The sequence below is a fragment of the Pseudomonas sp. 22085 genome, assembly GCF_052045815.1.
Taxonomy (GTDB): domain Bacteria; phylum Pseudomonadota; class Gammaproteobacteria; order Pseudomonadales; family Pseudomonadaceae; genus Aquipseudomonas; species Aquipseudomonas glycinae.
The window spans coordinates 350,017-364,943 of sequence record NZ_JBQEQA010000001.1 but is presented as its reverse complement, the minus strand read 5'-3'; the positions used below and the strand labels follow the sequence as shown (position 1 = coordinate 364,943).

At 59.9% G+C, this 14,927-nt stretch carries 13 protein-coding genes; 6 read left to right on the top strand and 7 right to left on the bottom strand.

The features are described 5' to 3' along the window. Nucleotides 1–353: 353 nt before the first annotated feature. Entirely contained in the window at nucleotides 354–725 is a 372-nt protein-coding gene (locus ACTJK7_RS01515; protein ID WP_108562135.1) for a DUF6124 family protein, read from the top strand. 113 nt (nucleotides 726–838) lie between these two features. On the opposite strand, the gene ACTJK7_RS01510 is transcribed toward ACTJK7_RS01515, so the two are convergent. Continuing rightward, nucleotides 839–1,051, bottom strand: a complete 213-nt coding sequence (locus tag ACTJK7_RS01510; RefSeq protein ID WP_108562133.1) for a hypothetical protein — start codon at nucleotides 1,049–1,051, stop codon at nucleotides 839–841. Between the two features lie 209 nt (nucleotides 1,052–1,260). After that, nucleotides 1,261–2,571, bottom strand: coding sequence for an MFS transporter (locus ACTJK7_RS01505; protein WP_064381434.1), 1,311 nt, complete (start codon nucleotides 2,569–2,571; stop codon nucleotides 1,261–1,263). 171 nt (nucleotides 2,572–2,742) lie between these two features. Between ACTJK7_RS01505 and ACTJK7_RS01500 the strand changes: the two genes are divergently transcribed. The 4 genes from ACTJK7_RS01500 (at nucleotide 2,743) to ACTJK7_RS01485 (ending at nucleotide 8,326) form a co-directional block, all read left to right on the top strand. Then, the gene (locus tag ACTJK7_RS01500) at nucleotides 2,743–3,864 is read left to right on the top strand and encodes a sugar diacid recognition domain-containing protein (protein ID WP_323150672.1); all 1,122 of its coding nucleotides are present in this window, start codon (nucleotides 2,743–2,745) and stop codon (nucleotides 3,862–3,864) included. 245 nt (nucleotides 3,865–4,109) lie between these two features. Next, entirely contained in the window at nucleotides 4,110–5,249 is a 1,140-nt protein-coding gene (locus ACTJK7_RS01495; RefSeq protein WP_108562129.1) for a glycerate kinase, read from the top strand. 222 nt (nucleotides 5,250–5,471) lie between these two features. After that, nucleotides 5,472–7,097 carry a methyl-accepting chemotaxis protein gene (locus ACTJK7_RS01490; RefSeq protein WP_108562127.1) on the top strand — a complete coding sequence of 542 codons (1,626 nt, stop codon included), beginning with the start codon at nucleotides 5,472–5,474 and terminating at the stop codon, nucleotides 7,095–7,097. A 41-nt stretch (nucleotides 7,098–7,138) separates the two neighbouring features. Next, nucleotides 7,139–8,326: a pyridoxal phosphate-dependent aminotransferase gene (locus ACTJK7_RS01485; RefSeq protein WP_108562125.1), complete on the top strand. Its 1,188-nt coding sequence runs from the start codon at nucleotides 7,139–7,141 to the stop codon at nucleotides 8,324–8,326. Between the two features lie 146 nt (nucleotides 8,327–8,472). On the opposite strand, the gene ACTJK7_RS01480 is transcribed toward ACTJK7_RS01485, so the two are convergent. The 5 genes from ACTJK7_RS01480 to ACTJK7_RS01460 form a co-directional block, all read right to left on the bottom strand. Further along, nucleotides 8,473–9,441, bottom strand: a complete 969-nt coding sequence (locus ACTJK7_RS01480; protein ID WP_108562123.1) for a 2-hydroxyacid dehydrogenase — start codon at nucleotides 9,439–9,441, stop codon at nucleotides 8,473–8,475. A 21-nt stretch (nucleotides 9,442–9,462) separates the two neighbouring features. Further along, nucleotides 9,463–10,761: an MFS transporter gene (locus ACTJK7_RS01475; RefSeq protein WP_108562121.1), complete on the bottom strand. Its 1,299-nt coding sequence runs from the start codon at nucleotides 10,759–10,761 to the stop codon at nucleotides 9,463–9,465. Between the two features lie 122 nt (nucleotides 10,762–10,883). Further along, on the bottom strand, nucleotides 10,884–11,849 hold the full coding sequence (locus ACTJK7_RS01470; protein WP_108562119.1) for a sugar kinase: 966 nt from the start codon (nucleotides 11,847–11,849) through the stop codon (nucleotides 10,884–10,886). Next, complete coding sequence (locus ACTJK7_RS01465; RefSeq protein WP_108562116.1) at nucleotides 11,842–12,624, bottom strand: sugar phosphate isomerase/epimerase family protein; 783 nt, start codon at nucleotides 12,622–12,624, stop codon at nucleotides 11,842–11,844. The genes ACTJK7_RS01470 and ACTJK7_RS01465 overlap by 8 nt, the downstream gene beginning before the upstream one ends. 174 nt (nucleotides 12,625–12,798) lie before the next feature. Further along, entirely contained in the window at nucleotides 12,799–13,827 is a 1,029-nt protein-coding gene (locus ACTJK7_RS01460; protein WP_108562115.1) for a LacI family DNA-binding transcriptional regulator, read from the bottom strand. Nucleotides 13,828–14,036: 209 nt separating this feature from the next. On the opposite strand from ACTJK7_RS01460, the gene ACTJK7_RS01455 reads away from it, so the two are divergent. Then, the gene (locus ACTJK7_RS01455) at nucleotides 14,037–14,885 is read left to right on the top strand and encodes a hypothetical protein (protein WP_108562113.1); all 849 of its coding nucleotides are present in this window, start codon (nucleotides 14,037–14,039) and stop codon (nucleotides 14,883–14,885) included. Nucleotides 14,886–14,927 lie beyond the last annotated feature (42 nt).

The window sequence follows — 14,927 nt, the reverse complement described above, 5'->3', positions numbered from 1 at the left end:
TTAAGTGTGGTGTTTAAAGGACACGTTCAGACACGCACCTCAGGCTACACAACCTTGCGTCGTTGCCTACGACTGCGCCAGAATCCGCCGGCTTGTGCGCTTATGGGCCGGGTTTTATCGTTGTCCCGTCGCTGAAAAACGGCGATGGGGTTTGGTAGCCCGGTTCTGACTTGTTGCGCAATTCACCGTATTCGGACGCGTATCCGTCCGTGCTTTTATGGTGGCCATGCGTGGGGCGTTTTCGAGCGCGCCGGTTCTCCAAGTCACCGGTCTACCAACCCGTGCATGGCCACCACCTCTTCGTTTGGTAGCGAAGTTTGATGGCTCCATTTTTCTGATTTGGAGATTCAAACGTGATCAAACCAACACCCAACCCACCCGAAGCCGATTCAACGTCCCCCTACGAAACCCTCGACTCCAAGAAATTCCACGAAGCCGCCGAGCGCGCCCTCGATCACTACCTCAATCCGCTGCTCCCCAGAAAACCGCTGCTCAAACCCAACACCCGCTACCTCATCGCCCCGGGCATCGACAACGAAGAACTGCTGGCCGACGCCTCTGAAACCCTGACTTGCGCGAAAACCATGGCCACCGACTTCGCCGGGCTGGTGGACGGCTCGCAGCGGCACGTGCTGCTGGGCATCGCGCAACTGATCATGCTGGGGGAACTGGCGGTGAGTCGGGCGCTGGATAATTTGGAGGTGGCCGCCGGCGAAGTTCTATAGATGAACTGAGGCCCAATAAAACGGGTCTCTAAAGCTGTACGGTGAATACAAGCTGAAGGTGTTTTAGCAAACGCCCCGAATTGTTCGGAGCGTTTGTTTTTGAGCTTAATCTTTTACCTGAACATTTCGAAACCGTTTGTTCCCGACTTTACTTGAGGCTGAATTTTTTGGAGTCCGCGGATGTCTTTGTACTGAACAACCGTCGGACCCTGCCCAACCGAAACTGCGTCTGGCCCAGCTTCGATCACAACTCCAGACACCTCACCGGAGGCTGTCGTGATTTTATAAAGCGAACCCAATTCAAAACTGTTGCGATCGATGCTCATTGCCGTACTCCTTGTGACTTTCAAGAAGTACCAGCTTCGGCGCGGGCGACGATTTTGGCACCTGTAATTTCTGACAGTTTTTTATACGCTTTCGAGATTGAGTCGAGAACCTGATCACTACTTTGGGTTGCTGGGTCCAAGACTCCGCGTGGGAACGATCTAAATGAAAAACGGCCCGTAATGGGCCGTTTCTGTATTTCGACTAAGGCTTAAGCCCGCAACGTCCGCGTCATCCGCAACGCCAGCAGGCTCCCGCCAACAATCACACCCGCCAGCAGATACAGCGCCGCATCGGTCGACCCGGTGCTGTCCTTGACCCAACCCACGAGGTAAGGGCTCAGGAACCCGGCCATCTGTCCCATAGAGTTGATCAACGCCAGCCCACCCGCCGCAGCACCCGCGCTCAACATGGCAGTCGGCACCGGCCAGAACATCGGCAGACCGGTCAGCGCACCCATGGTCGCAATGGTCAAACCGAGAATCGCAATCGCCGGATTTGCCGCGAAGTTCACGGCGATCAGCAGACCGACAGCGCCCATCAACATCGGCACCACCAGATGCCAGCGGCGTTCTTTACGCAAGTCCGCCGAACGACCCACCACCAGCATGAATACCGCCGCCAGCAGATACGGAATCGCACTCAACCAGCCAATCACCAGGTTGTCGCTGAAGCCGAGGTTCTTGATGATCGACGGCAGCCAGAAGTTGATCGCGTACACGCCGCTCTGGATGCAGAAGTAGATCAGGCCGAAGGCCCAGATGGCCGGGTTCTTGAACACGGCAATCAGCGAATCGGAAGTGGTTTTCGGTTTGTTCGCCAGGTCTTCGGCCTGATCCGCTTCCAGCACCGCACGCTCATGCGGGGTCAGCCATTTGGCGTTGGCGAAGTTGTCGCTGAGCAGGAAGTAGGCGAGTGCGCCCAGCACCACGGTTGGAATGCCTTGCAGCAGGAACATCCACTGCCAGCCGGCCAAACCACCCTGGCCGGCGGCGAAGTGGTTGAGGATCCACCCGGAAAACGGGCTGCCGAGCAGGCCGGACACCGGGATCGCCGACATGAACAACGCCATGATCCGGCCACGGCGGAAGGTCGGGAACCACTGCGAGAGATACAGCACAACACCTGGGAAGAATCCGGCTTCGGCGGCGCCAGTGAACAGGCGCAGGGTGTAGAACTGGGTTGGCGTGGTGACGAACAGCAGGCAGGTCGACAGCGTGCCCCAGGTGATCATCATTAGCGCAATCCAGCGCCGTGGGCCGAACTTGGTCAGCGCCAGGTTGCTCGGTACGCCGCACAGCACGTAGCCGATGAAGAAGATACCGGCACCGAGGCCGTACACGGTTTCGCTGAATTTCAGCGCATCGAGCATCTGCAGCTTGGCAAATCCAACGTTGACCCGGTCGAGGTAGTTGAACAGGTAGCAAATGAAGATGAAGGGGATCAAACGCAGGGTGATGCGTTTGTAGACGGCATTTTTATCGTCAACGATGGTCTGGGCGGCAGCGGCGCTCTGCGACATGGCGGCTCTCTCTTTATTATGATTTTTTGCGATGCAAAGGGTAACGTTGATCGCCCTGAGAGTCTCGGCCACCTTTGGCCGGATTGTCTTTGTGCCTGAGCACAGGGTTTGCTGCCAGACCCTGTGCGGGTGAACAACCGTCCGCGCCTGTTTTCAAGGATTTCAGCCCTTATGTTCGAACTCGATCACGACCTCGCCCAGGACATCGTCGACCGGGCCATGGCCATTTTGCCGTACAACGTCAACGTCATGGACAGCCAGGGCTTGATCCTCGGCAGTGGCGAGCCGGATCGGATCAACACCCGCCACGAAGGCGCGCAACTGGTGCTGGCCAACGGGCGAGTGGTGGAGATCGACGCGCAGACGGCGGTGCATCTCAAAGGCGTGCAGCCGGGGATCAATCTGCCGTTGTTGCTCGATCAGCGGTTGATCGGTGTGCTCGGCATTACCGGCGAACCGGAGCAGCTGCGCACTTACGCCGAACTGGTGCGCATGACCGCCGAAATGCTGGTCGGCCAGCGCAATCAGCAATCCGAACAGCAATGGCGGCGGCAACGTTGTGATGATTTACTGGCCTTGCTGCTGAGCGAGGCGGGGGATTCGCCAAGGCTGATCGACGAGGCCCAGCAACTCGGGCTCAAGCCGCAACTGACACGAGTGCCGTATCTGTTCGAACTGGGTCTGGAACACGGACCGGGGCAAACCGTCGAGGCGCTGAGTGCCTGGCTGATGTCGCGTTATCCGGACAGTTGGTGCGTGAGTTCGGCCAAGTCGTCACTGCTGTGGTGCCGGCCGGCGAGTCAGAACGTCGAGCATGATCGACTGCTGGAAAAACTCGATGGCTTGGGCTGGAACATCCTGCGCATTGCGGTCGGCGGGCAGGCCGATGGGCTGGCCGGGCTGCGCCGTTGTTATCGACGGGTCGGCGATTTGCTCGCCTATGGCCGCGAAGTGCTGCCGCGCTCACGGTTGCTGACCCTCAATCGCTATCGCTTGCCGGTGATGCTCTGGCGCCATCGCAACGACGATGCGCTGGATGAATTGCTAAAACCGTTACGCAAGGTCATCGCCAAGGACAGCAACGGCCAGTTGCTCGCGACCCTGCGCAGCTGGTGCGATCACGACGGCCAGAGCCAGGCCTGTGCCGATGCCTTGGGGATTCACCGCAACAGTCTGCGTTACCGGATGGAGCGGATTGCCGAGTTGAGTGGGGTCGATCCTCTGAAACTCGATGGCATGCTGGCGCTGTATCTGGGTGTGCAATTGCTGCCGCAGACTGAGTCGACTGCATGAGGTGTTCGTGAGGGCCCTATCGCTGGCAAGCCAGCTCCCACAAGTATCCGGGCGTGCACAAAATATGTGAACGATGCAAAAACCTGTGGGAGCTGGCTTGCCAGCGATAGGGCCGGGACATTCAGCATCCATTCCAGAGCCTTTGTGAAAATGAACAATAAACGCCAATCCAACTTGTGCAGCGGACAGGCGTCAACGGGCAAGGCGACTGGCAGCATGAGGGGCATTGGAACTGGAGAATTCGCATGAAAATCGTCATCGCCCCCGATTCGTTCAAGGACAGCCTGAGTGCTCAAGGCGTTGCAGAAGCCATTGCGCTGGGCCTGGCGCAGGTCTGGCCGCAGGCGACGCTGGTCAAGTGCCCGATGGCTGACGGTGGCGAAGGCACGGTGGAGTCGATTCTCGCCGCCTGCGAAGGCGAACTGCGCCGCACCCGTGTGCGCGGCCCGTTGGGCGCAGCGGTTGAAGCCGCGTGGGGCTGGCTGCCGCACAACCACACCGCGATCATCGAAATGGCCGAAGCCAGTGGATTGCAACTTGTGCCGCCGGGGCAGCGTGATGCGTGCATCAGCAGCACCTTTGGCACGGGTGAGCTGATCCGTGCAGCACTGGATGCCGGCGCACAACGGGTGATCCTGGCCATCGGTGGCAGCGCCACCAACGACGGCGGTGCCGGCGCGATGCAAGCGTTGGGGGTGAAGTTGCTGGATGCTCAAGGGCAATCATTGGTGCCGGGCGGATTGGCGCTGGCGCAACTCGCACGACTGGACCTGAGCGAACTCGACCCGCGACTGGCGCACGTCCGGTTCGACATCGCCGCCGACGTCAACAATCCGCTGTGTGGCCCCCACGGTGCCTCGGCGATTTTCGGCCCGCAGAAGGGTGCATCCCCGGCGCAAGTGCAGCAACTGGATCAAGCCCTCGGTCACTTTGCCCAATTGTGCGCGCAGGCGTTGGGCAAGGATGTTCAGGACGAGCCGGGCAGCGGTGCCGCGGGTGGACTGGGTTTTGCCGCCAAGGCGTTTCTCGGTGCGCGATTCCAGGCCGGTGTCGAAGTGGTCGCCGAGCTGGTCGGACTGGCCGACGCAGTAAAGGACGCAGATCTGGTGATTACTGGAGAAGGGCGCTTCGATGCCCAGACCCTGCGCGGCAAAACCCCGTTTGGCGTGGCGCGGATCGCCAAGCATTACGGCGTACCGGTGATCGTCATTGCCGGGACTTTGGGCGAGGGCTATCAAGCTCTTTACGATCACGGTATCGACGCAGCATTCGCCATCACCAGCGGCCCGATGACCCTCGAACAGGCTTGCGCCGAAGCACCGCGTCTGTTGCGCGAACGTGCCACCGATATTGCCCGCGTCTGGCGCATGGCAACTCCGGCCTGACCTGTCACCCATCATCTAAACCGTCGGGTGTTTCAATAGCGAAACACTCGCAATAATTAGAAAAATATTTGCTCTTTACCTGCAAAATTCCTCAAGCCTGGCCGATACAGAGATCAGGCGCGCACAAGACTTCCTGAAACAGTGACGCCGGACTGAAGCCCGCACAAGGGCCAGTGAACAGGGCATGGACGCTAGTAGTTTCAACTATCCGAGAGTCCTCCTATGTCCTTGCGTAATCTGAATATCGCGCCCCGTGCCTTCCTCGGTTTTGCCTTTATTGCCCTGCTGGTGATTGTGCTCGGCGTGTTCGCCGTCAACCGCATGTCGATCATCCGTCAGGCGTCCGTCGAGATGCAGACCAATCAGTTGCCCAGCGTTACTTATCTTGGGGTGATGACGGAAAACGTATTGCGTCTGCGGATTCTATCGTTCCGGATTCTGGTCAACCGTGAAGCTGCAGGCCTGCAGGAAGCACAGACTCGCATCGGCGTGCTGGTGGACAAAGTGCGCAGCGCCCAGGCCGCTTACGCCGCGTTGCCCGCTGAGAGTGAAGAGCGTGCGCAATATCAGGCCTTCGCGACGACGCTGGACAACTATCTGCAAGCCCAGAACCAAATGATGGATTTGTCGCGTCAGGACAAGCTCGAAGAGATGCGCGCCTTGATCAACACGAAGATCAAGGACGGCACGGACCAGATGGGTGAGCAGCTCAATAAACTCATCGCGATCAATGCCGCCGGGGCAAAAGACGCCTCCATTCAGGCCGGCGAGCATTACGACAGTGCCATTACCGGAATCGTCATCGTCGCAGTGATCGCCGCATTGGCCACGGTGTTGCTGGCCTGGTTGCTGACCCGCAGCATCGTCACTCCGCTCAACCGTGCCGTGGCGGCCGCGCAAACCATTGCCGGCGGCAACCTGACCAAAGCCATCGAAATCGACGGCAAGGACGAGCCGGCGCGCCTGCTTGAAGCCTTGGCCGCGATGCAGACCAACCTGCGCAAGACCATCGAGCAGATTGCCGGCTCCGCCACGCAACTGGGCGCCGCCGCCGAAGAACTCAGCGCCGTGACCGAAGAAGCATCCCGTGGCTTGCAACAGCAGAACGACGAAATCGAACAGGCCGCCACCGCCGTAAACGAAATGACCGCTGCAGTGGAAGAGGTGGCACGCAACGCAGTGTCGACCTCTGAAGCCTCGAACCAGTCGACCCACGCCGCCCGTGAAGGTCGCGATCAGGTGGTGAAAACCGTCGACGCGATCCAGACCATGACCCACGACGTGCAAAACACCGCGCAAATGATCGAAGGCCTGGCCGCTCAGGGGCGCGACATCGGCAAAGTGCTGGACGTGATTCGCGCTATCGCTGAGCAGACCAACCTGCTGGCGCTCAACGCCGCCATCGAAGCGGCGCGTGCCGGTGAAGCGGGACGCGGTTTCGCCGTGGTAGCGGATGAAGTTCGCGCCTTGGCCCATCGCACCGCGCAGTCGACCCAGGAGATCGAAAAAATGGTCGCCGGCATTCAGAACGGCACCGGTGAAGCAGTCGAGTCGATGCAGCAAAGCAACCAGCGCACCCAGACCACTCTGGAAATGGCTCGCGCCGCCGGCGTCGCACTGGAGCAGATCACTCAATCGATTCACCAGATCAACGAGCGCAACCTGGTGATCGCCAGCGCCTCGGAAGAGCAGGCGCAGGTGTCCCGCGAGGTCGACCGCAACCTGGTCAACATTCGCGACCTGGCCACCCAATCGGCCGCCGGGGCCAACCAGACCAGCGCCGCGACCCACGAACTGTCGCGCCTGGCGGTGGATTTGAATGCGATGGTGGCGCGGTTTGTGATTTGACCTAGGGTGAAGGCTGGAGACCGCGCAATCAGGAGACGTACATGCGCTATTCAGCCTTGACCCAACGAATCGCCGGGGAGGGAGCAGCAGCCTGGCGGATTCACGACCGAGCGCTGGAGCTGCGCGCCGAAGGGGTCGATGTGTTGCTGCTGTCGGTGGGTGATCCGGATTTCGATACGCCGCTGCCGATCATCCACGGCGCCATCGACAGCCTGCTGGCGGGTGATACTCATTATTCCGAAGTGCGCGGCCGGCTGGAGCTGCGCACGCTGATCGCCGAGCGCCATCGGCGCAGCAGCGGTCAGGACGTGGATGCCGGGCATGTGATCGTGCTGCCCGGCGCGCAATGCGCGGTGTATTCGGTGGCGCAATGTCTGCTGGATCCGGGTGATGAGGTGATCGTCGCCGAACCCATGTATGTCACCTACGAAGGCGTGTTTGGCGCTTGCGGCGCGACCGTGGTGCCGGTGCCGGTTCGCCCTGAGAACGGTTTTCGCGTTGACCCGGTGGATGTCGCAGCGCGGATCACTCCGAGGACGCGGGCCATGTTGCTCAACAGTCCCAACAATCCTTCCGGTGCGAGTCTGTCGCTGTTGATCTGGCAGGCGCTGGCGGCCCTGTGCGTCCGTCATGACCTGTGGCTGATCAGCGACGAGGTCTACAGCGAATTGTTATACGAAGGCGAGCACATCAGCCCGGCGAGCCTGCCGGGCATGGCCGAGCGCACGGCGACCATCAACAGCCTGTCCAAATCCCACGCCATGACCGGTTGGCGCATCGGCTGGATGATCGGGCCGAAACCGTTGGCCGAACATCTGGTGAATCTGTCGTTGAGCATGCTGTTCGGGCTGCCGGATTTCGTGCAGAAAGCGGCGCAGATAGCGCTGGAGAAAGATCTGCCGGAAGTGACGCAGATGCGCGAGGAATACCGCTTGCGTCGGGATCTGGTGTGCGAGCGCTTGCGCGGCTGTCCGGGGTTGTACCCGATCAAACCGGATGGCGGGATGTTTGTGATGGTGGACGTGCGTCAGACCGGGCTCGGCGCGCAGGACTTTGCCGAGCGGCTGTTGGAAGGTTATGGGGTTTCGGTGCTGGCAGGTGAGGCGTTCGGGCCGAGTGCGGCGGGGCATATTCGCATCGGGTTGGTGGTGGACCGGGTGAAGCTGGCGGATGCGTGTTCAAGGATTGCCCTTTGTGCTGCGCAGCTTCTCCAAGTGCGCAGTGCCTGACCGCTTACGCTGATCGTTCCCTGAGGGTTTACTCCTGATCGTTCCCACGCTCTGCGTGGGAATGCCTCAAGGAACGCTCCGCGTTCCAGCTCTGGAAGGGACGCGGAGCGTCCCGGGCTGCATTCCCACGCGGAGCGTGGGAACGATCAACGTGAAGGATTCACCAGGTTGGCGGGTTTTTCACCGGCCAACGCCGCCAACAGATTCTCCACTGCACACCGCGCCATCGCTTCGCGCGTCTCATGGGTCGCCGAACCCATGTGCGGCGTCGCCACCACGTTGTTCAGCTGCAACAACGGCGAGTCATGATTCAGCGGCTCGCGCTCGAACACATCAAGCCCCGCCGCGCGAATCCGGTTATGCCGCAAGGTGTCGATCATTGCCGCCTCGTCTACAACCTTGCCCCGTGAGATGTTGATAAAGATGCTTTCCGGGCGCATCAACGCAAACTGTTCAGCACCGATCAAACCTTCAGTCTGCGCCGTCAACGGCAGGGTCAGGCAGATAAAATCCGCCTGCTGCAACAGGTCCTTAAGACTGCGGTACTGCGCATCGAAGCGCGCCTCGACCGCCGGTTTGCGCGACTGGCTGTGATAGATCACCGGCATCCCGAACCCGAAATGCCCGCGCTGCGCCAACGCCTCACCGATCCGCCCCATGCCGATGATGCCCAGCGTCTTGCCGTGCACGTCTGTACCGAAATGCGCTGGGCCGATGCTGCGATGCCAGTGGCCGCCGCGCACCATGTTCGCCAGTTCGACCACGCGCCGGGCGGTGGCCAGGATCAGTGCGAATCCGGTGTCGGCGGTGGTTTCGGTGAGCACGTCCGGGGTGTTGGTCAGCAGGACCTTGCGCCGGGTCAGGTAGTCGATGTCGTAGTTGTCGACACCCACCGAGACGCTGGAAATCGCTTCGAGCTGCGGCGCCAGATCGAGTAGCGACGCGTCGAGTTTCAGGCTCGCACCGAGTAATCCGTGAGCACCGGGCAGGGCGTCGCGCAGTTTCATCAGACCGTCGGCGTCGAGGCTGTCGATCAGCGTCACCTCGACCTGTTCCTCAAGGCGCGCCATCAGTGCCGGCGACAGTTTTTTGTACAGCACAACCTGCTTTTTCATCGCAGTCATCTCTCCATCAATTCAGGAATGGGCCGGCTGCGGACGCGGTGCGACGCGCTTGGCCGTCACCCGGTCGCTGGCGCCGGGCTTGAGAAAAATCGTCAGCACCACCGAGAGCATCAGCGCGCCACTCATCAACAGATACGAAGCGCCGGGCGAACCGGTGGAGCTGTTCAGGTAACCGACCAGATATGAACCGCCGAACGAACCGAGAGCACCCATGCTGTTGATCAGCGCCATGGCGCCGCCGGCAACGTTGGCCGGCAGAATCTCCGGGACGATGGCGAAGAACGGCCCGTAGGGTGCGTACATGCAGGCGCCGGCAATCACCAGCAGCGTGTACGACCACCAGAAATGCTCAGCGCCCAAGGCGTAGGAGCCGTAGAACGCCACCGAAGCAATCAGCAGCGGCGGCCAGACGAAGCGTTTGCGCTTTTGCAGTTTGTCCGAGCCCCAGGACACCAGCAGCATGCCGATCACTGCCGCCAGATAGGGCAGGGCCGACAGCCAGCCAGCCTCGATCATGTCCATCTGCGCGCCGGCCTTGAGGATCGATGGCAGCCACAACACGAAGCCGTAGACGCCGATGCTCCAGCAGAAAAATTGCAGCGCCAGAATGATCACCTTCGGCGAACGAAAAGCTTCTGCGTAGTTCTTCACCGCTTTGATCCCGACCTGTTCGGCGGCGAGAGCGCTTTCCAGATCGTGCTTCTCCTGATCGCTGAGCCACTTGGCCTGGGCCGGACGATCATCGGCCAGCTTCCACCAGATAAACGCCCAGAGCACCGCCGGCAGGCCTTCGATGATGAACATCCAGCGCCAGCTGAAATGCTGCACCAGATACCCCGAAACCACCGACATCCACAGCATCGTTACCGGGTTGCCGAGGATCAGGAAGGTGTTGGCTCGCGAGCGTTCGGCACGGGTGAACCAATGGCACAGGTACACCAGCATCGCTGGCATCACCGCCGCTTCGACCACACCGAGCATGAAGCGGATGACGATCAGCCAATAGGCGTTGGAAACCACGCCGGTCAGCGTGGCGAGCCCGCCCCAGAGAATCAGGCTGACGAAGATCAGCTTCTTCACGCTGTGCTTTTGCGCGTAGATCGCGCCGGGCACCTGGAAGAAAAAGTAACCGAGGAAGAACAGCGCGCCGAGCAGCGAGGACAGGCCCGGCGTGATCATCAGGTCGGCGGCCATCCCGGAGGCGGCAGCGAAGCCGTAATTGGCGCGATCCAGGTACGCCAGGCTGTAGGTGATGAACACGATCGGCATGATGTACCACCAGCGGCGGGTGGCGAGGGTTGCGGTTTTCATGGTCTTGCTCCTGAGCTTGTTGTTTTTGTCGCAGCAGGTTCAATTGATTGGTTGTTGCTCGTTCCCACGCTCTGCGTGGGAATGCCTCCGGGGACGCTCCGCGTCCCATGTGACGCAGAGCGTCACGGGCTGCATTCCCACGCAGGAGCGTGGGAACGATGAGCTAGAAGTTCGGATCGGGTCGGCAAACCCTCCATGTCTCCACGGCTCTGCACCGCCCGACTGCCAATCCAGTTGGCACGACTGACCGCCTCGGGAAAGCTCCGGTGCTCCAGCAGGGCACTGATCATCCCGACCGCAAATCCATCGCCGGCGCCCACCGTATCGACCACGGTTTCGACCGGCACCCCGGCGACAAATCCCTGATCCAGGTGGGTGCGGTAATACGCACCTTGAGGCCCGAGCTTGATCGCCACGGCTTCGGCACCCTGATCGAGATAGAACGCGGCGATATCCGCCGGGTCTTCAAATCCGGTCAGCAGGCGGCCTTCGCTCAACCCCGGCAAAACCCAGTGAGCGAGAGCGGCGAGTCGGTTGATCTCGGTGATCATCTCCCGCTCGCTGGCCCACAGGCTCGGGCGCAGGTTCGGGTCGAACGACACGCTGCGCCCGGCATTGCGCATGCGGGTCATCAGCTCACGGGACATTTCCCGTGCCGACCCGGACAGCGCCGGCGGAATCCCGGTGGCGTGCAGATGCCGGGCGCCGAGCAGTGTCGGGGTGATCGACTGCGGCGACAGATGACTGGCCGCCGAGCCACGACGAAAGTACTCGACCGTCGGATCGCTGCCGTCATCGTTGCGCGACTTGAGCTGGAAACCAGTCGGGTGAGCGTTGTCGACTTCGACATGGCTGCAGTCCAGGCCTTCGCGGGCCAGGGTTTCGACGACAAAGCGTCCCAGTGAATCGGCTCCGACACGGCTCAGCCACGCCACCTTGAAACCCAAGCGCGACAATCCTATGGCAACGTTGCTGTCGGCCCCGGCAATCCGTTTGTGAAACTGCTCGACGCAGGCCAGATCACCGCTTTGTTCGGCGACAAACATGGCCATGGTTTCGCCGAACGACAGAATATCGATCTCAGACATGAGCAGGCTCCAGGCGGGACTGACCGAGGCGGGCGAGGGCGGCGACGTGTTCGGTGGTGACTTGCACCAGGTCATCGCCCTGCAACGGGTATTCGGCGGCGCGCATGACCCCTTGGGCCATGTGCCGCAGCAGTTGTTCCCACAGATGCAGGTCGGTGGCGGCGGGCGGCACGGCCACCAGTTTGCCGTCGGCGCGGCGGGCCACGGCTTTGCAATGCACGTAACCGACGTGACGGCCCAACAGTCGTGCGGCGCTGATGGCGGACTGGTCTTGCCACTGCCAGTTGCCGATGTCGAAGGTCATCTTGATCGGCAGGTTGTGTTGCTCGACGGCCGCGAAGAAACGTTGAAACGGTTCGATGCGCCCGCCGTGCAAGGTCTGATCGTTCTCCACCAGCAGTTGCACCGGGCTCTGCGCGAGGATTTGCCCCAGCGTCTGCAGATCGTTGTTGTCGGTGAAGAAACCAAGGGAAACCTTCAGCCACTTCGAGCCGAACGCTTCAGCGTTCTGCAACGCAGTGATGAGTTCGGGGTTGGGCCTTGATTGACCGGCCAGCCACAGTTCGGTGGGCGAGGAATAGATGCTTTGCAGACCTTCGGCTTGTGTGGCGGCGGCAAGTTGTTCGGGGACTTCGTTGGTCAGCAGTTCTTCGCGCCATTCGATGCGATGGGCGCCGGCAGCGGCCAACACTTCGATGAACGAAGCCTGACCATTGCGGCGAACAAGATCGGCACCGTAGCTGGACAGGCTGATGGAAACGGCAGGTTTATTCATTGTTATCTACCTCTGAAACCGGTTTCATTTTTGTTCAAAAAAAATCAGTAAATTGTGTGTCGTTCTTTCGGGCCTCGTCGCTGGCAAGCCAGCTCCCACAGATACGGGATCGTTCACGAAACTTAAGTACACCCGATTACCTGTGGGAGCTGGCTTGCCAGCGATGGGGCCAGATCAGTCAGCCGATTTCCCTTGGGTCGAACCGCGCTCAATCAGCACCGGCGCAAAATCCAGCGTCCGCGCCGCTTCATCATCCCCACGCAACCGCTTGAGCAAGCACTCAAACGCCCGCGCACCAATCTCCTCCGTCGGCTGAGCGAGGGCGGTAATCCCGCTGCCCACCAACGGATACCAGTCCAGATCATCCAGCGCGATCAGCCCGACATCCTCGAACAACCGGCAGCCAATCTCGCGTAAAGCCAGGGTGCAGGCGAGCGCTGCCACGCCATTGGCGCAGAACAAGGCTTTCGGGCCGTTATCAGGTGTGTTCAAAAAGGTTTGAAGATCGTTCGCAAGGCTCGAACCGGTTTCCAGCACCGCACCACGCATGTCTTCGCGCTGGCCAATCTGCTGCTGAAAACTGCTGACCCGCTCAACCCGCGAACTGGTGCCGTCATAAGGCTCCGTCACCAGCAGCACATCGCGATAGCCGCGCTGCTGAAGATGTTCGAGCGCCATTTCGACGGCTTGCGGGTTGTCCAGCCCGACCATATCGCTGTTCAGCCCTTCGACCTTGCGATCCACCAGTACCAGCGGCATTTCCCGCTTCAACTCATCCAGTTCATCTCGATGATGGCCCAGGGTGTTCACGATCAGTCCTTCGATGTTGTAGGAGCGCAGTAGCGCCAGGTGCTGACGTTCCTGCTCGTCATCGCGGTCGGTGTTGCACACCACCAGGCTGTAACCGTGCCGGCGGCAGGCGGTTTCCACGCCGTGCATCACGGCAATCGAATAAGGGTTGCGGATATCGGCCACCAGCATGCCGATCAGGCGCGTGCGGCCGCGTTTCAGGCCTCGGGCCATTTGATTGGGGCGATAGCCGAGTTCGGCAATCGCCTGCTCGATGCGCTGGGCAATGGCATCGGAGAGCAGAGCGCGGTCATCGCCGATAAAACGCGAGACGCTGGCCTTGGACACACCGGCGTGTTCGGCAACGTCGAGCATGGTCACGCGGCTGCGCTGGGCGGCGGAGAATTCGTTCACGGATGGGTCTTCTTATTGTCTGAAACCGGTTTCAGAAGACACCATTTATATGGCAGCCGTCAACTGATGTCTTGGGAATGAAGTTGAATCTGCTTCACGGTTTCCGACGGACGGTGGTTTTACCTGTCAGATCTGACAGTAGGCAACCACGGGATACGGGCGCTTAATTTCTTGCACGTGAAGGGCGAATGAAGAGCGAGAAGTGATCCATGTCAGCAGATGATCCCCGCGCCACAAGCAACGATCTCTTCGCAGGCATTTTACTCGATCTGCCTGGATTCGAAGGCGTCGACCCGTTGGATCCAGCCGGGACATTGCCGCCGGATGCGAAGCAAAACGGAATTGTCTGCATCATCAATATCTGGCCAGCGTTTCCTACACTTCCAAATACGCGTATTGATCGTGTCGAGATCTTTATCGTCGGCAATCCGAATTTCGTTGCATGGGCCGAATATGGTGCTGCCGACTATGCCCCCGAATTTCATATTCGAGTCAGGCCGGATTTGCTTCCCGATCTGCCTACATTTGAAATTTATTACACCGTGCGCTCGGTCAACCAGACAACGTCGCAACCACGGCGCCTGACGTTTGGGATTACACCGCCACCTCAGTTATTGAAAGAAGCAACCTTTCCCGATGCAACTCTTTGGGGATATATAGGCTGTAAAAAAAACAACCCTCTGGATCCAGATGCTTTATTTATCTGGGAGGGAATACGCATTCTGATTCCATTCAATGATCTGTTTCAGCGAGGCGATGTGATCAGTCTTGCCTGGCAGGGATGGAATTCGTTGAATGGATCGGGAGCTGCGTTAACCCCCGAATTTTTTTTTACCGCTCCGGTAACGGATGTGGCCAACAAACGGCCGGTCTTGATTGTAATAAGACCGTTCGCTGCACACATCGAACCTATGCGTGAGAACCATTCAGCGACGGCTAAGTATCTGTTAGTGCGAAATGGAATTCCAGAATTCAGTTCTTTTACGGGGCTGGTGAAAATAGACAGAGTGATTCCTGGCACGAGTGGTTTTTGTTCGGATGCAAGCTGGATGAAATAAACATGTTGTTGTAACAGAAAGACGACTGCTGTCGGCGATAAC

Coding starts and splice junctions, on each gene's coding strand:
- ACTJK7_RS01510 (WP_108562133.1), bottom strand. CDS start 1,051: ATGAGCATCGATCGCAACAGTTTTGAATTGGGTTCGCTTTATAAAATC.
- ACTJK7_RS01505 (WP_064381434.1), bottom strand. CDS start 2,571: ATGTCGCAGAGCGCCGCTGCCGCCCAGACCATCGTTGACGATAAAAAT.
- ACTJK7_RS01500 (WP_323150672.1), top strand. CDS start 2,743: ATGTTCGAACTCGATCACGACCTCGCCCAGGACATCGTCGACCGGGCC.
- ACTJK7_RS01495 (WP_108562129.1), top strand. CDS start 4,110: ATGAAAATCGTCATCGCCCCCGATTCGTTCAAGGACAGCCTGAGTGCT.
- ACTJK7_RS01490 (WP_108562127.1), top strand. CDS start 5,472: ATGTCCTTGCGTAATCTGAATATCGCGCCCCGTGCCTTCCTCGGTTTT.
- ACTJK7_RS01485 (WP_108562125.1), top strand. CDS start 7,139: ATGCGCTATTCAGCCTTGACCCAACGAATCGCCGGGGAGGGAGCAGCA.
- ACTJK7_RS01480 (WP_108562123.1), bottom strand. CDS start 9,441: ATGAAAAAGCAGGTTGTGCTGTACAAAAAACTGTCGCCGGCACTGATG.
- ACTJK7_RS01475 (WP_108562121.1), bottom strand. CDS start 10,761: ATGAAAACCGCAACCCTCGCCACCCGCCGCTGGTGGTACATCATGCCG.
- ACTJK7_RS01470 (WP_108562119.1), bottom strand. CDS start 11,849: ATGTCTGAGATCGATATTCTGTCGTTCGGCGAAACCATGGCCATGTTT.
- ACTJK7_RS01465 (WP_108562116.1), bottom strand. CDS start 12,624: ATGAATAAACCTGCCGTTTCCATCAGCCTGTCCAGCTACGGTGCCGAT.
- ACTJK7_RS01455 (WP_108562113.1), top strand. CDS start 14,037: ATGTCAGCAGATGATCCCCGCGCCACAAGCAACGATCTCTTCGCAGGC.